General features: G+C 69.6%; 24 protein-coding genes. 11 read left to right on the top strand and 13 right to left on the bottom strand.

Going from position 1 to position 19,136, the window contains the following annotated elements; all coding sequences use genetic code 11:
* The 3 genes from rpsI to zapE form a co-directional block, all read right to left on the bottom strand.
* Positions 1 to 390 (bottom strand): 30S ribosomal protein S9, encoded by a 390-nt coding sequence (gene rpsI, locus QWY76_RS06490; RefSeq protein ID WP_126481568.1) that lies wholly within the window; start codon positions 388 to 390, stop codon positions 1 to 3.
* 13 nt (positions 391 to 403) lie between these two features.
* Positions 404 to 832 carry a 50S ribosomal protein L13 gene (rplM, locus tag QWY76_RS06485; RefSeq protein ID WP_097788653.1) on the bottom strand — a complete coding sequence of 143 codons (429 nt, stop codon included), beginning with the start codon at positions 830 to 832 and terminating at the stop codon, positions 404 to 406.
* Between the two features lie 267 nt (positions 833 to 1,099).
* Positions 1,100 to 2,290 (bottom strand): cell division protein ZapE, encoded by a 1,191-nt coding sequence (gene zapE, locus QWY76_RS06480; protein ID WP_290310293.1) that lies wholly within the window; start codon positions 2,288 to 2,290, stop codon positions 1,100 to 1,102.
* 182 nt (positions 2,291 to 2,472) lie between these two features.
* Here zapE and QWY76_RS06475 point away from each other — a divergent pair, with 182 nt between their 5' ends.
* Entirely contained in the window at positions 2,473 to 2,916 is a 444-nt protein-coding gene (locus QWY76_RS06475; protein WP_290310292.1) for a Z-ring associated ZapG family protein, read from the top strand.
* Between the two features lie 39 nt (positions 2,917 to 2,955).
* Here the strand turns inward: QWY76_RS06475 and QWY76_RS06470 are convergent, their stop codons facing one another.
* Complete coding sequence (locus QWY76_RS06470) at positions 2,956 to 3,717, bottom strand: Nif3-like dinuclear metal center hexameric protein (RefSeq protein ID WP_290310291.1); 762 nt, start codon at positions 3,715 to 3,717, stop codon at positions 2,956 to 2,958.
* A 103-nt stretch (positions 3,718 to 3,820) separates the two neighbouring features.
* Between QWY76_RS06470 and QWY76_RS06465 the strand changes: the two genes are divergently transcribed.
* Positions 3,821 to 5,074 (top strand): Do family serine endopeptidase, encoded by a 1,254-nt coding sequence (locus tag QWY76_RS06465; protein ID WP_290310290.1) that lies wholly within the window; start codon positions 3,821 to 3,823, stop codon positions 5,072 to 5,074.
* 85 nt (positions 5,075 to 5,159) lie between these two features.
* Here the strand turns inward: QWY76_RS06465 and hisD are convergent, their stop codons facing one another.
* The 9 genes from hisD to QWY76_RS06420 form a co-directional block, all read right to left on the bottom strand.
* On the bottom strand, positions 5,160 to 6,482 hold the full coding sequence (gene hisD, locus QWY76_RS06460) for a histidinol dehydrogenase (RefSeq protein ID WP_290310289.1): 1,323 nt from the start codon (positions 6,480 to 6,482) through the stop codon (positions 5,160 to 5,162).
* 51 nt (positions 6,483 to 6,533) lie between these two features.
* Positions 6,534 to 7,187: an ATP phosphoribosyltransferase gene (gene hisG / locus QWY76_RS06455; protein ID WP_126481576.1), complete on the bottom strand. Its 654-nt coding sequence runs from the start codon at positions 7,185 to 7,187 to the stop codon at positions 6,534 to 6,536.
* A gap of 19 nt (positions 7,188 to 7,206) precedes the next feature.
* Entirely contained in the window at positions 7,207 to 8,469 is a 1,263-nt protein-coding gene (gene murA / locus QWY76_RS06450; RefSeq protein WP_290310288.1) for a UDP-N-acetylglucosamine 1-carboxyvinyltransferase, read from the bottom strand.
* Positions 8,470 to 8,482: 13 nt separating this feature from the next.
* On the bottom strand, positions 8,483 to 8,737 hold the full coding sequence (locus QWY76_RS06445) for a BolA family protein (RefSeq protein WP_290310287.1): 255 nt from the start codon (positions 8,735 to 8,737) through the stop codon (positions 8,483 to 8,485).
* 181 nt (positions 8,738 to 8,918) lie between these two features.
* Positions 8,919 to 9,266: an STAS domain-containing protein gene (locus QWY76_RS06440; protein ID WP_290310286.1), complete on the bottom strand. Its 348-nt coding sequence runs from the start codon at positions 9,264 to 9,266 to the stop codon at positions 8,919 to 8,921.
* Positions 9,263 to 9,922: an MlaC/ttg2D family ABC transporter substrate-binding protein gene (locus QWY76_RS06435; protein ID WP_290310285.1), complete on the bottom strand. Its 660-nt coding sequence runs from the start codon at positions 9,920 to 9,922 to the stop codon at positions 9,263 to 9,265. The genes QWY76_RS06440 and QWY76_RS06435 overlap by 4 nt, the downstream gene beginning before the upstream one ends.
* Before the next feature lie 5 nt (positions 9,923 to 9,927).
* Positions 9,928 to 10,392: an outer membrane lipid asymmetry maintenance protein MlaD gene (gene mlaD / locus QWY76_RS06430; protein WP_290310284.1), complete on the bottom strand. Its 465-nt coding sequence runs from the start codon at positions 10,390 to 10,392 to the stop codon at positions 9,928 to 9,930.
* Positions 10,393 to 10,489: 97 nt separating this feature from the next.
* The gene (gene mlaE, locus QWY76_RS06425) at positions 10,490 to 11,272 is read right to left on the bottom strand and encodes a lipid asymmetry maintenance ABC transporter permease subunit MlaE (protein ID WP_290310283.1); all 783 of its coding nucleotides are present in this window, start codon (positions 11,270 to 11,272) and stop codon (positions 10,490 to 10,492) included.
* On the bottom strand, positions 11,269 to 12,081 hold the full coding sequence (locus QWY76_RS06420) for an ATP-binding cassette domain-containing protein (RefSeq protein ID WP_290310282.1): 813 nt from the start codon (positions 12,079 to 12,081) through the stop codon (positions 11,269 to 11,271). The genes mlaE and QWY76_RS06420 overlap by 4 nt, the downstream gene beginning before the upstream one ends.
* 143 nt (positions 12,082 to 12,224) lie before the next feature.
* Between QWY76_RS06420 and QWY76_RS06415 the strand changes: the two genes are divergently transcribed.
* The 9 genes from QWY76_RS06415 (at position 12,225) to QWY76_RS06375 (ending at position 19,098) form a co-directional block, all read left to right on the top strand.
* Positions 12,225 to 13,178: a calcium/sodium antiporter gene (locus QWY76_RS06415; protein WP_290310281.1), complete on the top strand. Its 954-nt coding sequence runs from the start codon at positions 12,225 to 12,227 to the stop codon at positions 13,176 to 13,178.
* Between the two features lie 40 nt (positions 13,179 to 13,218).
* A complete protein-coding gene (locus QWY76_RS06410) occupies positions 13,219 to 14,208 on the top strand; it encodes a KpsF/GutQ family sugar-phosphate isomerase (RefSeq protein ID WP_290310280.1) in 990 nt (329 codons plus the stop codon).
* Between the two features lie 18 nt (positions 14,209 to 14,226).
* A complete protein-coding gene (locus QWY76_RS06405; RefSeq protein WP_290310279.1) occupies positions 14,227 to 14,784 on the top strand; it encodes a KdsC family phosphatase in 558 nt (185 codons plus the stop codon).
* A gap of 4 nt (positions 14,785 to 14,788) precedes the next feature.
* The gene (gene lptC, locus QWY76_RS06400) at positions 14,789 to 15,373 is read left to right on the top strand and encodes an LPS export ABC transporter periplasmic protein LptC (RefSeq protein WP_290310278.1); all 585 of its coding nucleotides are present in this window, start codon (positions 14,789 to 14,791) and stop codon (positions 15,371 to 15,373) included.
* Complete coding sequence (gene lptA, locus QWY76_RS06395) at positions 15,370 to 15,900, top strand: lipopolysaccharide transport periplasmic protein LptA (protein WP_290310277.1); 531 nt, start codon at positions 15,370 to 15,372, stop codon at positions 15,898 to 15,900. Before lptC ends, lptA begins: the two co-directional genes overlap by 4 nt.
* Positions 15,897 to 16,622 carry an LPS export ABC transporter ATP-binding protein gene (gene lptB, locus QWY76_RS06390; protein ID WP_290310276.1) on the top strand — a complete coding sequence of 242 codons (726 nt, stop codon included), beginning with the start codon at positions 15,897 to 15,899 and terminating at the stop codon, positions 16,620 to 16,622. The genes lptA and lptB overlap by 4 nt, the downstream gene beginning before the upstream one ends.
* 155 nt (positions 16,623 to 16,777) lie before the next feature.
* Positions 16,778 to 18,184 (top strand): RNA polymerase factor sigma-54, encoded by a 1,407-nt coding sequence (locus QWY76_RS06385; RefSeq protein ID WP_290310275.1) that lies wholly within the window; start codon positions 16,778 to 16,780, stop codon positions 18,182 to 18,184.
* Between the two features lie 111 nt (positions 18,185 to 18,295).
* The gene (hpf, locus tag QWY76_RS06380) at positions 18,296 to 18,607 is read left to right on the top strand and encodes a ribosome hibernation-promoting factor, HPF/YfiA family (RefSeq protein ID WP_126481604.1); all 312 of its coding nucleotides are present in this window, start codon (positions 18,296 to 18,298) and stop codon (positions 18,605 to 18,607) included.
* 8 nt (positions 18,608 to 18,615) lie between these two features.
* Positions 18,616 to 19,098 (top strand): PTS sugar transporter subunit IIA, encoded by a 483-nt coding sequence (locus QWY76_RS06375; RefSeq protein ID WP_290310273.1) that lies wholly within the window; start codon positions 18,616 to 18,618, stop codon positions 19,096 to 19,098.
* Positions 19,099 to 19,136: the final 38 nt, after the last annotated feature.

Below are 19,136 nucleotides of genomic sequence, written 5' to 3'. Positions count from 1 at the left end.
TTAACGCTTGGAGAACTGCGGACGGCGACGTGCCTTGCGCAGACCGATCTTCTTGCGCTCGACCTCGCGGGCGTCACGAGTGACGTACCCGGCTTCCCGCAGCGGCTTGCGGAAGTCCTCGTTGTACTCCATCAGGGCACGGGTGATGCCGTGACGGATGGCGCCGGCCTGGGCGCTGCCGCCGCCACCCTTGACGGTGACGTAGACGTCGAACTGGCCGAGCGTCTCGGTCAGCTCGAGGGGCTGACGGACCACCATGCGACCGGTGACGCGACCGAAATACTCGTTGAGATCACGGCTGTTGACGGTGATCTTGCCGGTGCCCGGCTTCAGGAAGACGCGCGCGGTAGAGGTCTTGCGGCGCCCGGTACCGTAATACTGCTGTGTCATGGCGAAGACTCCCTCAGATGTTCAGTTCTTGCGGCTGCTGGGCGGCGTGCGGATGCTCGGTGCCGGCGTAGACCTTGAGCTTGGAGTACATGGCACGACCCAGCGGGCCCTTCGGGAGCATGCCCTTGACCGCGGACTCGATGACACGCTCGGGGGCGTGAGCGATCATCTTCTCGAAGTTCATGGAACGCAGACCACCCGGGTAGCCGGTGTGGCGATAGTAGTTCTTGGCGCTGGCCTTGTTGCCGGTGACCTTCACCTTCTCGGCATTGATCACGACGATGTAGTCGCCGGTATCGACATGCGGGGTGTATTCCGGCTTGTGCTTGCCACGCAGGCGGCGAGCGATCTCGGTGGCCAGACGGCCGAGCGTCTTGTCCGCAGCGTCGACGACGTACCAGTCGCGCTGGACGGACTGCGGTTTGGCAGTGAACGTCTTCATGGGTGAATCACCAAATCGATGTATTGGGTCCTTTCCCGGCAGCGCGGTTCGGACCATCCCTATTCTTCTTGGTTGCCGCCACGCGGGCGACAACGGTCGAGCGAGCGCGCATTCTACACGAGCCGCCACCGCCAAGGCAATGGCGGCGCGCCAGCGGGAAGCCGGAAGAACTGCGCGCCGCCTCCAGGAGCCAGGCCGAGGGGGTGCTTCCAGCCTTCGGCCGCGCAGTGGCGCGCATTCAGCTTCCGGCCGGCGCCGCCGGCCGGGTCAGGGCTTGTGCGGCAGCGCCAGGTACTCGTGCGACTGCATCTCCTGCAGCCGCGACAGGGTGCGCTGGAACTCGAACGCCAGCCGGCCATCGCGGTACAGCGCCTCGGCCGGCGCCTCGGCGGACATCAGCAGCTTGACCCCGCGGTCGTAGAACTCATCGACCATGTTGATGAAGCGTCGCGCCTGGTCGTCGCTGGCACCGCTCATGCGGGTGACGTTGGAGACCAGCACGCTGTGGTATTCCCGGGCCAGTTCGATGTAGTCGTTCTGACTGCGCGGCCCGTCGCAGAGCTCGGTGAACTCGAACCACACCACGTCGTCGTGGAGCCGACGCGTATGCAACACCCGGTGATTGATCTCGATCGGCGCCCCCGCCTCGCCCTCGCAGCCGGCGATCTCGCGGAAGCTGCGCGCCAGCTCCGCCTCGGCCTCGGCGTCGAGGGGCGAGTGGAAGATCTCGGCGCGCTCCAGGGCGCGCAGCCGGTAGTCGATGCCCGAATCCACGTTGACCACCTCACAGTGACGCTCGAGCAGGTCGATGGCCGGCAGGAAACGAGCCCGCTGCAGGCCGTCACTGTAGAGCTCGCCGGGCACGATGTTGGAGGTCGCCACCAGTACCACGCCGCGGGCGAAGAGCGCCTCGAGGAGGTTGGCCAGGATCATCGCGTCGGTGATGTCCTTGACGAAGAACTCGTCGAAGCAGATCACCCGGGTCTCGTCGGCGAACTTGTCGGCGACCAGCATCAGGGGGTTGCGCTCGCCCTTGTAGTGCTCGAGCTCGTTGTGCACCCGCTGCATGAAGCGGTGGAAGTGGGTGCGCATCTTCTCGGGAAAGGGCAGCGCCTCGAAGAAGGTATCGACCAGGTAGGTCTTGCCGCGGCCTACCCCGCCCCAGAAGTAGAGCCCGGCCACCGGCGGCATCGCCGGCTCGGCCGGGGTCTCGCGCCGGCCGAACAGCCCGGCCACCCGCGACTTCAGCCCCTTGCCCGGACTCGCGGCCCGCGGCCGCTCGCGGGGCATGGCCACCAGTTCGTCGAAGAGCCGCTGGAGATGCTCCACGGCCCGCTCCTGGGCCGGGTCATACTGGAAGCCGTCGCGCTCGAGGTCGGCGCGGTAGCGCGCCAGCGGCGCGGCCGGTCGAGAGTCATCGGGGGCATTCGGCGTCCTGTGGCGTTCGCTCTTCGGCATACCTGGCGACCTGTCCTTCGGTGGCATCGAAACCGGCATTATACGTACCGCGAGGCCACTTGGCATCGCCGGCCGGCCGTTGACCGCGCCGACGGCCTCGGCCCTATAATGGGCCGCCGGCTCCGTCCGGCCACCGGCACCGGACCGACGGCCGGGCCGTCCGACAGCTCAGGGAGACAGACGTGGAAGAAAGCTATATCAACTGGGTGCTGGCCATCGCCTGCCTGCTGGCCGGCGTGGGCATCGGCGCCCTGGGCTATCACCTGCTCAACGCCGGCGCCGGCAATGTCCAGCGGCTCCGCCAGCGCCTTGCCGAACGCGACCGCCAGCTCGCCGAGCTGCGCGATGGCCTCGGCGAGCACCTCGAGCGCGTCGGCGCGCTCGCCGAGGCGCTGAACCGTGACGGCCAGGCGCTGCACCGGGAGATGGTGGACGCCAGCGCGACCCTGGGCGCGACCCCGCCACGCAAGCCGGACTTCACGCCGGCCGCGCCGCCGGAGGCGGGAGACGGCGAGGACACCCCGGCGGCCCCCCGCGACTATGCCGACGGCAATCGCGGCACCCTCTCCGAGGACTTCGGCCTGAAACCCGGCGAGGCCAGCCCCCCCCAGCCGCCCCGCTACTGAACATCAACGGCGCCGCCAGCGCCGTAGTGTGTGCCGTCATCAGGCCGGGTTGTCGATATCCACGAAGCGATGCTCGATCGCGAAGGTCTCGGCCAGCCAACCCCCCAGCGCCTGGACCCCGTAGCGTTCGGTGGCATGATGGCCCGCGGCGAGGTAGTGAATCCCCATCTCGCGGGCCAGATGGGTGGTCCGTTCCGAGATCTCGCCGGAGATGAAGGCGTCGGCGCCGGCCTCGGCGGCCTGGATAATCATGTCCTGGGCGCCGCCGGTGCACCAGGCGACGCGCCGCACCTCGCCGACACCGGGGGCCTCCACCAGCAGCGGCGCCCGCTCCAGGCGGGCGCCGACGTGGGCGGCCAGCTCGCGGGCGCTCAGCGGTGCCGGTGGCGCGCCCCTCCAGAGCAGCCCCTCGCCCGGTTCGCCATCGACACAGCCCTCGACCTCGAAGTCCAGCCGACGCGCCAGGGTGGCATTGTTGCCCAGCGTCGCGTGGGCATCCAGGGGCAGATGATAGGCCAGCAGGCCGATGCCATGGGTCAGCAGGGTGGTCAGCCGACGCCGCTTCATGCCGGTGATAGTGACCGGCTCGTTCTTCCAGAAGTAACCGTGGTGGACCAGCAGCAGGTCGGCCTGCCAGGCCACCGCCTCGTCGAGCAGGGCCTGACAGGCCGTGACGCCGGTCATCACCCGGCCGACGCGCTCGCGACCACCGACCTGCAGGCCGTTGACGGTGTAATCCTTGAAGCGTTCGGGGACCAGCAGCCGGTCGCAGGCCGCCAGCAGTTCGTCGCAAGTCGTCATGTCGCCTCCGGGCGTGCTCGGGGATGCAATGTTACAATTCGCTCATTCTACCCGGCACCCTCCCGCCTCGCGACCACGCACCATCGACAAGGAACCCTGCCGCATGCGACGCGCCCTCCCCTACCTCTGGCCTGCCCTGATCGGTCTGCTGGTGGCCATCGTGCTGCTCAACGCCTTTCCGCAGCTGCTGGGGCGCCGGGCCGTCCCGCCGAGCCCGCCCGCCCCGATCCCCGAGCAGCAGACCCGTGCCCCGGCACCGGAGCCGGAGCCGGAGCCGGAGCCGGTCTCGCGGCCCTCCCCCGAGCTGCGCGAGGCCGCGCCGATGTCCCGCAACCAGGGGCCGGCGAGCTATGCCGAGGCGGTGGAGCGGGCCGCCCCGGCGGTGGTCAACATCTATTCGTCGCGGGTGGTCGAGCGGGAGGGCCATCCGCTGATGTCGGACCCCTTCTTCCGCCAGTTCTATGGCGACAACATGCCCCGCCGGCAGCGCATGCTGTCGAGCCTCGGCTCCGGGGTCATCGTCAGCGATGACGGCTACGTGCTGACCAACCATCACGTGATCAGCGGCGCCGACCAGATCCAGGTAGCCCTGCGTGACGGCCGCGAGACCCTCGCCGAGGTGATCGGCACCGACCCGGAGAGCGATCTGGCGGTGCTGCGCATCGACCTCGACGAGCTGCCGGTCATCGAGCTGACCGACTCCACCCGGGTGGCGGTGGGCGATGTCTCCCTGGCCATCGGCAATCCCTTCGGCGTGGGGCAGACCGTGACCATGGGCATCATCAGCGCCACCGGACGCAGCCACCTGGGACTCAACGCCTACGAGGACTTCATCCAGACCGATGCGGCCATCAATCCGGGCAACTCCGGCGGCGCCCTGGTCAATCCCGAGGGCGCCCTGGTCGGCATCAACACCGCCATCTTCTCGCGCTCCGGCGGCTCCCAGGGCATCGGTTTCGCCATTCCCACCAACCTGGCCCGCAACATCCTCGAGGAGATCGTCACCCAGGGGCGGGTGATCCGCGGCTGGTTGGGCGTCGAGGCCCAGGAGCTCAATCCCGAACTCGCCGCCTCCTTCGGCCTCGAGGCCCCCACCGGCGTGATCATCGCCGGCGTGGTGCCGGAGGGGCCCGCCGACCAGGCCGGCCTGCAGGCCGGCGACGTGCTGCTCGAGGTGAACGGCCAGCCGATCCTCGACCCCCGCCAGACCATGAGCGAGATCGCCGCGGTGACGCCGGGCAGCCAGCTGCCGGTGACGGTGGTGCGCGGCGGCGAGACCATGCGGGTGACCCTGGAGGTCGCCGAGCGCCCCACCCCGCGGCGCCCGCTGTCCATCGAGAACCCCGAGACGCCCTGAGCGCAGCTCCGCCCCACGCCCTCCTCGAACGACCACGGCCCCGTCGGTGACGGGGCCGTGGTCGATGCCGCGAGAACCGCATCGCTCAGTCGCGGATACGGTACTCCGCGCTGCGGGCGTGGGCGGTCAGCGACTCGCCCCGGGCCAGCACCGAGGCGGTGGCGCCCAGGGTGGAGGCCCCCTCGGCCGAGCACTGGATCAGCGAGGAACGCTTCTGGAAGTCGTAGACGCCGAGCGGTGAGGAGAAGCGGGCCGTGCCGGAGGTCGGCAGCACATGGTTGGGGCCGGCACAGTAGTCGCCCAGGGCCTCGGCGGTATAGCGGCCCATGAAGACGGCCCCGGCATGCCGCACCTCGGGCAACCAGACCTCGGGGTCGGCCACCGAGAGCTCCAAGTGCTCCGGGGCAATGCGGTTGATCAGCTCGAGCGCCTCGTCGCGGTCGCGGCAGTGGATCAGCGCGCCGCGCGCGGCCAGCGAGGCACGGATCATGCCCTCGCGCTCCATGGTCGGCAGCGCCCGAGCCATCGCCTCGGCGACCGCCGCCAGGTGGTCGGCGTCCCAGCTCACCAGGATCGCCTGGGCGTCCTCGTCATGCTCGGCCTGGGAGAACAGGTCCATGGCCAGCCAGTCGGGATCGGTGCCGCCGTCGGAGATGACCAGGATCTCCGAGGGACCGGCGATCATGTCGATCCCCACCTGGCCGAACACCGCCCGCTTGGCGGTGGCCACATAGATGTTGCCGGGCCCGACGATCTTGTCGACCCGCGGCACCGTCTCGGTGCCATAGGCCAGGGCGGCCACCGCCTGGGCCCCGCCGATGGTGAAGACATGATCGACGCCGGCCAGGTGGGCGGCGGCCAGCACCAGCTCGTTGAGCACGCCATCGGGGGTCGGCACGACCATGACGATCTCGCGCACCCCGGCCACGTGGGCCGGCAGGGCGTTCATCAGCACCGAGGACGGATAGGCGGCCTTGCCGCCGGGCACATAGATGCCGGCCCGGTCCAGGGGCGTGACCTGCTGGCCGAGCACGGTGCCGTCGGCCTCGGTGTACTGCCAGGACTCGGGCTTCTGGTGCTCGTGGTAGCGGCGCACCCGCTCGGCGGCGGTGGACAGCGCCTGGCGCTGGGCCTCGGGCAGGCCCTCGAAGGCCTCGCGCAGGCGCGCCGGCCCCAGGGTCAACTCCACCATGCTCGCCACCGAGAGGCGGTCGAAGCGGTTGCTGTACTCGATCAGGGCGGCGTCGCCGCGGGCCTTCACCGCGGCCAGGATCTCGTCGACGCGTCCCTGGACCTCGCCGCTGGAGACGCCTTCCCAGGCTAGCAGGGCATCGAGGCGGGCGACGAAGTCGGCGTCCGCGGTGGCGAGCCTGGCGAGCTCGATGCCGGCGGCAGAAGAGTCAGTCATGGCCATAGGGTCCTCTCGCAAGGGATGGAATCGATGCCGGTCCGCCCGCCGCTAGGCGGTGGCCTCGCTGCGGCGGCCTTCCACGGCCTCGCGCAGGCGATGGAGCAGCGGCTTGAGGCGCGCGTGCTTCATGGTCATCGCGGCCTTGTTGACCACCAGCCGGGTGCTGATCGGGGCGATCAGCTCGCGGGGCTCCATGCCGTTGGCCCGCAGGGTGTTGCCGGTGTCGACGATATCGACGATCTCGTCGGCCAGGTTCATCAAGGGGGCCAGCTCCATGGCGCCATACAGCTTGATCACCTCGGCCTGGATGCCCTGCTCGGCATAGTAGCGCTTGGCCACGTTGACGAACTTGGTGGCCACCCGGCGCCGCGCCCGGGCCGGCTCGGCGCCGGTGATGCCCGCGGTCATCAGCTTGCAGCGGGCGATCTCCAGGTCCAGCGGCTCGTAGAGCCCCTCCGCGCCATGCTCCAGCAGCACGTCCTTGCCGGCCACACCGACGTCGGCGGCGCCGAGCTGGACATAGGTGGGCACATCCGTGGCGCGGATGACCACCAGCTTGACGTCCGGCAGGTTGGTGTCGAACAGCAGCTTGCGACTGGCGCCCAGGTCCTCGGCGGGGGTGATGCCCGCCTCGGCCAGCAGCGGCAGGGTCTCGTCGAGAATGCGGCCCTTGGAGAGGGCCAGAATCAGTTGCTTGCTCATGGTCTCGCCTGTTGTCGGCTCAGCCCGGAATACGCCGTATCTTGGCACCCAGCAGCTGCAGCTTTTCCTCGATGCACTCGTAGCCACGGTCGATGTGGTAGATGCGGTCGACCAGGGTCTCGCCCTCGGCCATCATCGCCGCGATCACCAGCGAGGCCGAGGCCCGCAGGTCGGTGGCCATCACCGGGGCACCGGAGAGGCTCTCGACCCCGGTGACCACGGCGGTATTGCCCTCCAGGGCGATGTTCGCCCCCATGCGGTTGAGTTCCTGGACATGCATGAAGCGGTTCTCGAAGATCGTCTCGACCACCCGGGCGGTTCCCTCGGCGACCGCGTTCAGCGCCACGAACTGGGCCTGCATGTCGGTGGGAAAGGCCGGATAGGGGGCGGTGCGCACGTTGACCGCCTGCGGCCGCCGACCCTGCATGTCCAGGGCGATCCAGCCGTCGCCGGTGGTCACGCTGGCCCCGGCCTCCTCGAGCTTGACGAGCACCGCCTCGAGGATGTCGGCCCGGGTGTTGCGCACCCGCACCCGCCCCCGGGACAGGGCGGCGGCCACCAGGAAGGTGCCGGTCTCGATGCGGTCGGGCATGACGTCGTGCTCGGCCCCGTGCAGCCGCTCGACGCCCTCGACGACGATGGTGTCGCTGCCATGGCCGCGGATCCGCGCGCCCATCTTGATCAGGCACTCGGCCAGGTCGACCACCTCCGGCTCCCGGGCGGCGTTCTCGAGCACCGTGGTGCCCTCGGCCAGCACCGCGGCCATCAGCAGGTTCTCGGTGCCGGTGACGGTGACGGTGTCGAAGAAGATGGTGGCGCCCTTGAGCCGCCCGTCGACCCGGGCGCGGATATAGCCGGCCTCCACGCGGATCTCGGCCCCCATGGCCTCGAGGCCGCGAATATGCAGATCGACCGGCCGCGAGCCGATGGCGCAGCCGCCGGGCAGGGAGACGTCGGCATGGCCGAAATGCGCCAGCAGCGGGCCCAGCACCAGGATGGAGGCACGCATCTTCTTGACCAGCTCATAGGGCGCGTGACAGTCGCTCACCTGGGAGCCATCGAGCTGGATGCTCATGCGCTCGCCCATCACCGGCTGCACGCCCATGTGGCCGAGCAGTTCGAGCGTGGTGGTGATGTCCTGCAGGTGCGGCAGGTTCCCGATGGTCACCGGCTCGTCGGCCAGCAGGGTGGCGCAGAGGATGGGCAGGGCGGCATTCTTGGCGCCGCTGGCCCAGACCTCGCCGTCGACGGGACCGTTGCCGGTTATGATCAGCTTGTCCATGATCGCTCGAGCCTCAGCCCCCCTTGTTCTCGGCGGCGGACTGCCACTGCTCGGGGGTATAGGTGCGGATGGTCACGGCATGCAGTGCGCCTGAGGCGATCTCCTCGGACAGCGCCCCGTAGATCAGCTGCTGCCGCTTGACCCGGGACAGCCCCTCGAACACCTCGCCCACGGCGACCACCTGGAAGTCACAGCCCTCGCCCTGGATATGAAATTCGCAGCCGTCGAGTCGGCTCTCGAGCAGCGCCTTGACTTCACTGGGATGCATCGAACCCTCGCTTGTGTGTTGGATCGGTGAATGCGCCAGCGGCGGCAGGCGCCGTCTGGCGGGACAACTGGAGACGCCATGGTAAAGAAAAGCGGCGCGCTTGGCGACGGGCGCGTCGATGAAGGAGGGGGGGGGACAAGGAGTCAGGGGCAAGGGGTCAGGGGCGAGGCCCCCTTACCCCTCAGGCCTCCACCGCACCGCTGGGGGACTCCACGGGCAGCAGGGTGTCGAGCCCCGCCACCTGGGTGAGCCGGGCCAGGGGGCGCGACAGGCGCACCACCTCGAGCTCGAGCCCCCTGGCCCGGACCTGGCGGGTCCATTCCAGCATCACGCTGATCGCCGCGCTGCTGACGCGGTCGACGCCGCGCAGGTCGAAGGTCACCGGGGTGCCCCCGGGGCGGTCGGCGAGCCAGGCGCGGCCGGCCGCGGCCAGGGCCGTCGCCCCGTCGAAGTCCACCTGACCGGTCACCGCCAGGGTGGCCGCGTTCGCCTCGAGACGGTTGTCGCCATTCTCGAGCAACACGCTCATCCCTGGCCGCCCTGCTCCAGCTCCTCGACCTCCAGCTCCGGGGCCCAGCCCTGGATCACGGCATCATAGTCGCGGTTCTGCGCGCGCATGGCCTCATCGAACTGGTTGCGGAAGGTCAGCCCGAGGTTGATGCCATTGACGATCACGTTGACCACCTGCCACCGCTCGTCGTCCAGGCGCAGGGTGTAGCTGACGGGATAGACGGTGCCGTCGACGGCGACCACTTCCATGGCCACGCTGGCCTGGTCCTCGTAGCGGCCGGCGTCCTGGTCGTCGAGAACCCGAATCTCGCGGTAGTCGAAGGTCACCAGGCCCTTGGCATAGGTGTCGATGAGGGTCTGGCGGAAGGTCTCGGCGAAGCGCGAGCGCTGCTCGGGGGTGGCATTGCGAAAGTAACGCCCCATCACGCTGGCCCCGATGTAGCGGAAATCGGCGATGTCGGCGAGGCTGTCGTCGACGATGGCCTCGAGCTCATCGGTGTGCTCGGCGAAATAGCCCTCGCGCCCCTCGATGCGCGACATCAGGTCGGTGACGCTGTCCCGGATCAACTGATCCGGCGAGATCGCCCCCTGGGCCAGCGCCGGGAGCGCGGCCAGCATCAACACCAGCACGAGGAACCCGGCACGGCACCGGGCGAACAGGGAAGGCAGGGTCATTGTCATCACTCCTTGACCATGTTGGACACGAACTGCTGGATGAGTTCTTCCAGCACCAGGGCCGACTGGGTATCGCGGATGCGATCCCCGTCGTCCAGCGTTTCGGGGGCGCCGCCGACGGAGAGGCCCACGTACTGCTCGCCGAGCAGCCCCGAGGTCAGGATCGCCGCCGTGCTGTCCTGGGGAAGCGCCCCCTCGAGGTCGGCGTCGAGCTCCATGACCACCCGGGCGTCATACCACTCGGCATCGAGCTCGATGGTCTCGACCCGCCCCACGGTGACGCCGGCCATGGTCACCCGGGCCCGCGGCTTGAGGCCGCCGACATTGGCGAAATTGGCCTCCACACGGAAGCTGTCGCCGGGCGCCTCCAGGCTCAGGCCGCTGACGCGCAGGCCGAGGAATATCAGGCCGAGGATCCCGGCCAGCATGAACAGGCCGACCCCCAGCTCCATCGTCTTGCTGCGTTTCATTCCATGTCTCCAAAAAGTCGCAACGCTCCGGACGCCCCCGCCCCGTTGGGGCGAGGCGTCCTGGCGGCCTGTCCCGGGCCCTGCCGGCAAGCCATCATCAGGACAACTCCCCGAACATCAGCGCGGTCAGCACGAAATCCAGCCCCAGCACCGCCAGGGAGGCATAGACCACCGTGCGGGTGGTGGCTCGCGAGATGCCTTCCGAGGTGGGGATCAGGGCATAGCCCTGATACACCGCGATCCAGGTCACCACCAGGGCGAACACCAGGCTCTTGATCAAGCCGTTGGCGACATCGTCGAGGAAGTCGACGCTGGCCTGCATGTTGCCCCAGTAGGAGCCCTCGAACACCCCCAGCCACTGCACCCCGACGAGCTGGCCGCCCCAGATGCCGATCACGCTGAAGCCGATGGTCAGCAGCGGCAGGGCCACGAAGCCGGCCCACAGCCGGGGCGCCACGACGCGCCGCAGCGGATCGACACCGATCATCTCCATGCTGGTGAGCTGCTCGGTGGCCTTCATCAGGCCGATCTCGGCGGTCAGGGCCGACCCCGCCCGCCCGGCGAACAGCAGCGCGGCGACCACCGGGGCCAGCTCGCGCAGCAGCGACAGGGCGACCATCTGGCCCAGAGCATCCTCGGCGCCGAAGTCCACCAGGATGGTGTAGCCCTGCAGGGCCAGCACCATGCCGATGAACAGCCCCGAGACCAGGATGATGGCCAGCGACATCACCCCGACGAAGTGCATCTGGCGCAGCCACAGGCGGATGCCCTCGGCCGAGGGCAGGCCGGCGCCCGACAGGCCCAGGAAGATCGCCGCCCGGCCGAGGCCCTCGAGCACCTCGCAGCCCAGCCGGCCGAGACGGCGGATGCGCTCGATCATCGCGGTCCCCCCGTGCCCAGCAGGTCGGCATGGAAGTCCACGGCCGGGTAGTGGAAGGGCACCGGGCCATCGGGCTCGCCGTGGATGAACTGGCTGACCCGCGGGTCGCGGTCCACGTCGAGGCTCTGCGGGGTGCCATGGGCCATGACCTGGCCGTCGGAGATCACGTACACATAGTCGGCGATGGACAGGGTCTCCTTGATGTCGTGGGAGACCACCACCGCGGTCAGCCCCAGGGCGTCGTTGAGACGCCGGATCAGCTGGACCAGCACGCCCATGGAAATCGGGTCCTGGCCGACGAAGGGTTCGTCGTAGAGAATCAGCTCGGGATCCAGGGCGATGGCGCGGGCCAGCGCCACGCGGCGCGCCATGCCCCCGGACAGCTCCGAGGGCATCAGCGCCCGGGCGCCGCGCAGCCCGACCGCCTGGAGCTTCATCAGCACCAGATCACGAATCATCGTCTCGGGCAGGTCGGTATGCACGCGCAGGGGAAAGGCCACGTTCTCGAAGACGTCGAGATCCGAGAACAGGGCCCCGCTCTGGAACAGCATGCCCATGCGCCGACGCAGCCGGAACAGCGCCTTGCGCGACAGGGCGTGCACCTCCTGGCCATCGATGCGCACCCGCCCGGCATCGGGCGTCAACTGGCCGCCGATCAGCTTGAGCAGGGTGGTCTTGCCGGTACCGCTGGGGCCCATGATCGCCGTGATCTTGCCCTTGGGCACGGCCATGTCGATGCCGCGGAAGATTTCCGTTTCTCCGCGGGAGAAGTGCAGGCCCTCCACTTCGACGAGAGGGGAATCGGTCATCCACTTGGCTTCCCTGTAAAATTATCGAACATCGTATCCTAACGGGGTCCCGCGGCGCCAGCGCCAGGGTGTCGCGGCTTGCGCCGGCGGGACGCAACGGGTTCAATGGGCGCCCTTTCCGCCACCGGACGCCGCCCCTCGCCATGCTGGTTCCCTCTCTCACCGTGCTTCTCGGCTTCATCGGCCTGCTGTGGAGTGCCGACCGCTTCGTCGGCGCCGCCGCCGCCACCGCCTGGCGCGCGGGCATGAGCACCCTGCTGGTGGGCATGACCATCGTCTCCATCGGCACCTCGGCGCCGGAGATCGTGGTCTCGATCATGGCCTCGCTGGACGGCGTGCCGGACCTGGCCACCGGCAACGCCCTGGGCTCGAATATCGCCAACATCGGCCTGGTGCTGGGCGTCACCGCCCTGGTCGTGCCGATCCCGGTGCGCTTCTCCATCGTGCGCAAGGAACTCCCGCTGCTGCTCTGCGCCACCGGCCTGGCCGGCTATGCCCTGGCCAATGGCCACCTCGACCGATGGGATGGCCTGCTGCTGGTGGTGCTGCTGGTGTTCAGCCTGTGGTGGCTGTTCCGCGCCGATGCGCCGGACACGACCGATGGCGAGGGCGAGATCCCCGACATGCGCCTGGCCCGCGCCCTGCTGTGGCTGGTGGCCACCCTGGCGATCATGGTGGCCAGCTCCCGGGCCCTGGTGTGGGGCGCCAGCGAGCTGGCCAGGGGGCTCGGCATCAGCGAACTGGTCATCGGCCTGACCGTGGTGGCCATCGGCACCAGCCTGCCCGAGCTCGCCGCCTGCGTGGCCAGCGCCCTCAAGCGCCATCACGACCTGGCGATCGGCAACGTCATCGGCTCGAACCTCTTCAACATGCTGGCGGTGCTGCCGGTGCCGGCGCTGCTGAGCCCGGGTGTCACCGACCCGGCCGCCGCCGGCCGCGACTACCCGGTGATGCTGCTGCTGACCCTGGCGCTCGGCATGCTGCTGCTGTGGCAGCGGCGCGGCCGGGTCACCCGCCTGCCGGGCGCCCTGCTGGCCCTGGCCTACCTCGCCTACCTGGCGTGGCTGGGCGGCGGCCAGGCGCTTGTCGCCACCTGACCCCTTGAGACAATCCCCGCAACGGGCAACAATCACCGCCATGACTGATGACACTTCGCGCCCCGCCGACGGCCTGCTGAATAGCGCCGTGCGCACCCTGACCCTGGAACAACAGGCCATCGCCGCCCTCATCGAGCGGCTGGATGGCGACTTCGAGCGTGCCTGCGAACTGATCCTGGCCTGTCGCGGCCGGGTCGTGGTCACCGGCATGGGCAAGTCCGGGCACATCGCCGGCAAGATCGCCGCGACCCTGGCCAGCACCGGCACGCCGGCGTTCTTCGTGCATCCCGGCGAGGCCAGCCACGGTGACCTGGGCATGATCACCCCGGGCGACGTGGTCCTGGCGCTGTCCAACTCCGGCGAGACCGCCGAGGTCACCGCCCTGCTGCCGCTGCTCAAGCGCCTGGGCACGCCGCTGATCAGCATGACCGGCCGCCCCGGCTCGACCCTCGCCCGGCATGCCGACGCCCACCTGGATGCCGGGGTCGAGCGCGAGGCCTGCCCCCTGGACCTGGCCCCCACCTCCTCGACCACCGCTTCCCTGGCATTGGGCGATGCCCTGGCCGTGGCGCTGCTCGAGTGCCGGGGCTTCACGGCCGAGGACTTCGCGCTGTCCCACCCCGGCGGCAGCCTCGGCAAGCGGCTGCTGCTCAGGGTCTCGGACCTGATGCACCAGGGCAGCCGTCTGCCCCGGGTGGCGCTCGGCAGCCCGCTGCGCGATGCGCTGCTGGAGATCACCCGCCAGGGCCTGGGCTTCACCTGCGTGGTCGACGACGACGGCCGGCTGGCCGGCGTCTACACCGACGGCGACCTGCGCCGCACCCTCGACCAACACAGCGACCTGAGCGGGCTCAGGGTGGATGCGGTGATGACCGTGCCCGGCAAGCGGGTGGCCCCCGACATGCTGGCCGCCGAGGCGGTCCGCATCATGGACGACAGCCGCATCACGGCCCTGGCCGTGGTGGATGACGAGGGACGCCCGGTCGGCGCCCTGCACATGCACGACCTGCTCGCCAGCGGCGTGATCTGACCCCCACAAGGAGCTCCCATGACCCTCGACGCCCCCCCGATGGCCCCCGGCCTCGTCGACCGCCTGCGCCGCGTCCGCCTGCTGGCCATGGACGTGGATGGCGTGCTGACCGATGGCCGCCTCTACTTCCAGTCCGACGGCAGCGAGACCAAGGCCTTCCATACCCTGGACGGGCATGGCATCAAGCTGCTGCACCGCGCCGGCATCGAGGTCGCCCTGATCACCGGGCGCGATTCCCCCATGGTCAGCCGTCGCGCCGCCGCGCTGGGCATCCAGCACCTCTACCAGGGCATCGAGAAGAAGCTGCCGACGCTGCGCCAGCTGTGCACCCGGCTGGGCATCGGCCTCGAGCAGGTGGCCTACTGCGGCGACGACATGCCCGACGTGGCCGCCATCCGCCAGGCCGGCGTCGGCATCAGCGTCCCCGGCGCGCCGAGCTATATCCGCCAGCATGCCGACTGGGTGACCGAACGCGAGGGTGGCCACGGCGCGGTGCGCGAGATCTGCGACACCCTGCTGCAGGCCCAGGGGCACTGGGACGCCGTACTGGACACCTACCTGCACGGCAAGGCCTGACGCCATGCGCCTGCCGCGCCCCGGGTTCCGGACCTGGCTGTTCCTGCTGCTGCTCGCCCTGGGCGGCGGTCTGGCGCTGCTCGACCAGCGCGAGGCCTCGCGTCCGGGCGCGGTGCCGCGGGACGCCGCCGGCGAGCCGGACTACTTCCTCGAGGACGCGCGGCTGACCCGCTTCGATGCCCAGGGCCGCCCCCACCAGCGCCTCGAGACCCCACGCCTGGTGCATACCCCCGACGATGATGTCACCCGCCTCGAGACGCCCGACGTGCGGCTGCGCGACGACAGCGGACGGCGCTGGCTGGCCACCGCCGCCCGCGGGCGCCTGGGTGCCGGTGGCAACCCCCTGCTGCTGGAGGGGGACGCCCGGCTCTCGGCGCCCGAAGAGCGCTGGCACCTGGACACCGAGGCCCTTCATTACGACGCCGACACCGGACACGCCTGGAGCGAGACGCCGGCCCTGCTGCGCCAGCCCCCCCAGCGCATGCGGGGCGAGCGGTTCGATGCCTGGATCCATGACAATCGTGCCCGGCTGACCGACAATGTGCGCGGTCATCACCCGTCGACCACCCCAGAGGACCCCGAGCCATGATGCGACCGCCCCTCGCGCCCCTGCTGGCCCTGAGCCTCGCCGCCCTGTCTCTGGCCACCGGCCCGGCGCTGGCCCTGGAGGGCGATGCCAGCGCCCCCATCCAGGTCGAGGCCGATCGTCTCGACCTGGATGATCGCGCCGGCACGGCCGTCTATCGCGGCGACGTGACGATCACCCAGGGCAGCATGCAACTGACCGGCGAGCGCGTCGAGATCCAGCGCAATGCGGCCGGCCGGCTGACCCGGGCCACCGCCACCGGACAGCGGGCCTACCTCGAGCAGAAGCCCGCCCCCGACGAGCCGCTGGTCCGCGGCTGGGGACGCACCGTGGTCTACCACGTCGCCGAGCGCCGCATCGAGCTGATCGACCAGGCCGAGTTGCACCAGGGAGGCGATACCTTCGACGGCGGCTACCTGGAGTACTTCCTCGACCGCCGCGTGGTCCAGGCCCGTTCCGCAGCCGAGGAGGGCGACGACCGCCAGCGGGTCCGCATGACCCTGGAACCGGAGCAGCAGGACGCCCCATGAAGACTCTCAGCGCGCGTCACCTCGCCAAGAGCTACAAGCGTCGCCGCGTCGTCCACGACATCAGCCTGGAGATCGAGCAGGGCCGCATCGTCGGCCTGCTCGGCCCCAACGGTGCCGGCAAGACCACCTCCTTCTACATGATCGTCGGCCTGGTGCGAGCCGATGCGGGCTCGGTGGCCATCGACGACCGGGACCTCTCCGGCACCGCCATGCACGAGCGCGCCCGGGCCGGCATCGGCTACCTGCCCCAGGAGGCCTCGATCTTCCGCAAGCTCTCCGTGGCCGACAACATCCTGGCCATCCTCGAGACCCGCCGGGACCTCGACCGCGCCGGCCGCCAGGCCCGCCTGGAGCAACTGCTGGAGGACTTCCATGTCACCCATATCCGCGACAACCCGGGCATGAGCCTGTCCGGCGGCGAGCGTCGGCGGGTCGAGATCGCCCGCGCCCTGGCCACCGAACCCGACTTCATCCTGCTCGACGAGCCCTTCGCCGGGGTCGATCCGATCTCGGTGGGCGAGATCAAGGGCATCATTCGCCAGCTCAAGGCCCGCGAGATCGGCGTGCTGATCACCGACCACAACGTGCGCGAGACCCTCGACATCTGCGACGGCGCCTACATCGTCGGCGACGGTCAGATCATTGCCGAGGGCGATGCCGAGGCGATCCTCGCCAACCAGAAGGTCCGCGACGTCTACCTGGGCCAGGACTTCCGCCTGTGACCCGACATTAATTTGTAAGTTACTGATATAAGCCCATTAAGCAACGACAGGCACGCCGATTGCCATTGGCACGCTAATTGCTAGCATCAGGGCTTGCATGCCCCCCTCCGGCGCACTAGGGTGGTGGCTTCATCGCCAGTCGAATGGATCCCCCAATGGCCATGAAGGCTTCCCTGCAACTCCGCGTCGGCACCCAGCTGACCATGACCCCCCAGCTGCAGCAGGCCATCGCCCTGCTGCAGCTCTCCACCCTGGACCTGCGCCAGGAGATCCAGCAGGCCCTGGAGGCCAACCCGATGCTGGAAATGGAGGATGAGTTCGGCGAGCAGGCCGTCAGCGAGGTCGCGGACGACGACTGGGCCAGCGATATCCCCGACGAACTGGCCGTCGACAGCGACTGGGCCGATACCTTCCAGGACGCCGGCCTGGGCGGCGGCGGCGAGGCCCCGGACTTCGAGCGCCAGGCCGCCGGCCAGAGCCTGCAGGGCCATCTGGCCTGGCAGTTGGCCATGAGCGGTCTGGACGAACGGGAGACGCAGATCGCCGAGAGCCTGATCGATGCCGTGAACGGCGACGGCTACCTGGAGCAGTCCCTCGACGAGCTGCGCGACGGGCTGCGCGCCCAGGGCCTGGAGGGCCTGGCCACCCGCGAGGTCGAGGGCGTGCTGCTGCGCCTGCAGCAGTTCGAGCCCACCGGGGTCTTCGCCCGGGACCTGCGCGAGTGCCTGCTGCTGCAGCTCGCCGCCCTGCCCCAGGACACCCCGCTGCTGCCCCAGGCGCGGCGACTGGTCCGCCAGTTCCTCGAGGCCCTGGCCGGCAACGACCGGCGCCTGCTCAAGCGCCGACTGGGGCTGGACGATGGCGTGCTCGACGAGGTGATCGCGTTGATACGCGGCCTCGACCCACGCCCGGGCAGCGCCTTCGCCGCCGGCGACAGCGACTACGTGATCCCCGACCTGATCGCCCGCCACAGCGAGCAGGGCTGGCGGATCGAGCTCAACCCGGAGGCGCTGCCGCGGCTGCGCATCCAGCCCGACTATGCGGCGCTGATCAAGCGCGCCGACAAGAGCCAGGACAACCAGTTCCTCAAGGACCACCTCCAGGAGGCGCGCTGGCTGCTCAAGAGCCTGACCAGCCGCAACGACACCCTGCTGCGCGTCGGCCGCGAGGTGATGGCCCGCCAGCTGGACTTCCTGGAACGCGGCGAGGAGGCCATGCGACCGCTGATCCTCGCCGATATCGCCCAGGCCGTGGAGATGCACGAGTCGACCATCTCCCGGGTCACCACCCAGAAGTTCATCCACACCCCGCGGGGCGTGTTCGAGCTCAAGTACTTCTTCTCCAGCCAGGTGGGCGGTGGCGACGAGGCCCATTCGAGCACCGCGATTCGCGCCCGCATCCGCAAGCTGATCCAGGAGGAGCCGCCGCGCAAGCCGCTGTCGGACAGCAAGCTCGTCGCCCTGCTCGCCGAGGAAGGCATCGAGGTGGCCAGGCGCACGGTGGCCAAGTACCGTGAGGCCATGCACATCCCCTCCTCGAGCCAGCGCAAGCGCCTCGCCTGAGGGCGTTCGGCGGCGCGGCCGAGCGCGTGAAAGCGCGCCTGGCACGGGGGGTTTGCACGGCACCAAAAAGGGTTACAATCGAGGCACCACCCAAGGAGCAAGGAGCGTGTCATGCAAGTCAACCTCACCGGCCACCACGTGGAACTGACCGACCCCCTGCGTGACTATGTGCAAGAAAAGCTCACGCGCCTGGAACGCCACTACGACAACATCACCACCGTGCAGGTCACGCTCTCCGTCGAGAAGGAACGTCAGCAGGCCGCTTGCACCCTGCATGCCGCCGGTGCCGATCTTCATGCCGAAGCCATGGACGGCGACATGTACGCCGCCATCGATGCCCTCGCCGACAAGCTGGATCGCCAGCTGGTCAAGCACAAGGAAAAGACCCAGGCTCGCGCTCAGGGCGCCGCCGGCGTCCGTTGAGCCGCCCCATGTCACTGGAAACCATCCTGCCCCCCGAGCGCACGCTCTTCGCGGTGCCGGGGGGAAGCAAGAAGCGGGTCCTGGAATTCTTCAGCACCTTCATCGCCCAGAACACCCCGAGCCTCGACAGCCAGGAGGTCTTCAGCCGGCTGATCGGCCGCGAGCGCCTCGGCAGCACCGGCATCGGCCACGGGGTGGCCATCCCGCATGCCCGCAACCCCCACTGCAAGGCGCCCATCGCCGGCTTCCTCAAGCTCGCCGAGCCGGTGGATTTCGACGCCGTGGACGGTGATCCCGTCGACCTGGTGTTCGTGCTGCTGGTGCCCGAGGAGGCCGACGATGCCCACCTCGCCCTGCTCGGCCAGGTGGCCGGGGTGATGAACGACGCCGAGACCCGCAGCGCCCTGCGCCATGCCGAGAGCCAGCAGGAGCTGCACGCACGCCTCACCGAGGCCATCCGACGACAGACACCGGCCGACGGCCACGGCTAGCCGGCCCGGGCCGGTCGGCCCCGACCAGGAGATCCCCC

The organism is Halomonas maura (assembly GCF_030409305.1).
GTDB lineage: Bacteria > Pseudomonadota > Gammaproteobacteria > Pseudomonadales > Halomonadaceae > Halomonas > Halomonas maura.
Note: the sequence above shows the minus strand (reverse complement) of the source record. Positions and strands in the feature narration are given on the sequence as shown.

What these genes read in the sequence shown, in the direction of transcription:
- rpsI (WP_126481568.1), bottom strand. Translation starts at nt 390, where the DNA reads ATGACACAGCAGTATTACGGTACCGGGCGCCGCAAGACCTCTACCGCG.
- rplM (WP_097788653.1), bottom strand. Translation starts at nt 832, where the DNA reads ATGAAGACGTTCACTGCCAAACCGCAGTCCGTCCAGCGCGACTGGTAC.
- zapE (WP_290310293.1), bottom strand. Translation starts at nt 2,290, where the DNA reads ATGCCGAAGAGCGAACGCCACAGGACGCCGAATGCCCCCGATGACTCT.
- QWY76_RS06470 (WP_290310291.1), bottom strand. Translation starts at nt 3,717, where the DNA reads ATGACGACTTGCGACGAACTGCTGGCGGCCTGCGACCGGCTGCTGGTC.
- QWY76_RS06465 (WP_290310290.1), top strand. Translation starts at nt 3,821, where the DNA reads ATGCGACGCGCCCTCCCCTACCTCTGGCCTGCCCTGATCGGTCTGCTG.
- hisD (WP_290310289.1), bottom strand. Translation starts at nt 6,482, where the DNA reads ATGACTGACTCTTCTGCCGCCGGCATCGAGCTCGCCAGGCTCGCCACC.
- hisG (WP_126481576.1), bottom strand. Translation starts at nt 7,187, where the DNA reads ATGAGCAAGCAACTGATTCTGGCCCTCTCCAAGGGCCGCATTCTCGAC.
- murA (WP_290310288.1), bottom strand. Translation starts at nt 8,469, where the DNA reads ATGGACAAGCTGATCATAACCGGCAACGGTCCCGTCGACGGCGAGGTC.
- QWY76_RS06445 (WP_290310287.1), bottom strand. Translation starts at nt 8,737, where the DNA reads ATGCATCCCAGTGAAGTCAAGGCGCTGCTCGAGAGCCGACTCGACGGC.
- QWY76_RS06440 (WP_290310286.1), bottom strand. Translation starts at nt 9,266, where the DNA reads ATGAGCGTGTTGCTCGAGAATGGCGACAACCGTCTCGAGGCGAACGCG.
- QWY76_RS06435 (WP_290310285.1), bottom strand. Translation starts at nt 9,922, where the DNA reads ATGACCCTGCCTTCCCTGTTCGCCCGGTGCCGTGCCGGGTTCCTCGTG.
- mlaD (WP_290310284.1), bottom strand. Translation starts at nt 10,392, where the DNA reads ATGAAACGCAGCAAGACGATGGAGCTGGGGGTCGGCCTGTTCATGCTG.
- mlaE (WP_290310283.1), bottom strand. Translation starts at nt 11,272, where the DNA reads ATGATCGAGCGCATCCGCCGTCTCGGCCGGCTGGGCTGCGAGGTGCTC.
- QWY76_RS06420 (WP_290310282.1), bottom strand. Translation starts at nt 12,081, where the DNA reads ATGACCGATTCCCCTCTCGTCGAAGTGGAGGGCCTGCACTTCTCCCGC.
- QWY76_RS06415 (WP_290310281.1), top strand. Translation starts at nt 12,225, where the DNA reads ATGCTGGTTCCCTCTCTCACCGTGCTTCTCGGCTTCATCGGCCTGCTG.
- QWY76_RS06410 (WP_290310280.1), top strand. Translation starts at nt 13,219, where the DNA reads ATGACTGATGACACTTCGCGCCCCGCCGACGGCCTGCTGAATAGCGCC.
- QWY76_RS06405 (WP_290310279.1), top strand. Translation starts at nt 14,227, where the DNA reads ATGACCCTCGACGCCCCCCCGATGGCCCCCGGCCTCGTCGACCGCCTG.
- lptC (WP_290310278.1), top strand. Translation starts at nt 14,789, where the DNA reads ATGCGCCTGCCGCGCCCCGGGTTCCGGACCTGGCTGTTCCTGCTGCTG.
- lptA (WP_290310277.1), top strand. Translation starts at nt 15,370, where the DNA reads ATGATGCGACCGCCCCTCGCGCCCCTGCTGGCCCTGAGCCTCGCCGCC.
- lptB (WP_290310276.1), top strand. Translation starts at nt 15,897, where the DNA reads ATGAAGACTCTCAGCGCGCGTCACCTCGCCAAGAGCTACAAGCGTCGC.
- QWY76_RS06385 (WP_290310275.1), top strand. Translation starts at nt 16,778, where the DNA reads ATGGCCATGAAGGCTTCCCTGCAACTCCGCGTCGGCACCCAGCTGACC.
- hpf (WP_126481604.1), top strand. Translation starts at nt 18,296, where the DNA reads ATGCAAGTCAACCTCACCGGCCACCACGTGGAACTGACCGACCCCCTG.
- QWY76_RS06375 (WP_290310273.1), top strand. Translation starts at nt 18,616, where the DNA reads ATGTCACTGGAAACCATCCTGCCCCCCGAGCGCACGCTCTTCGCGGTG.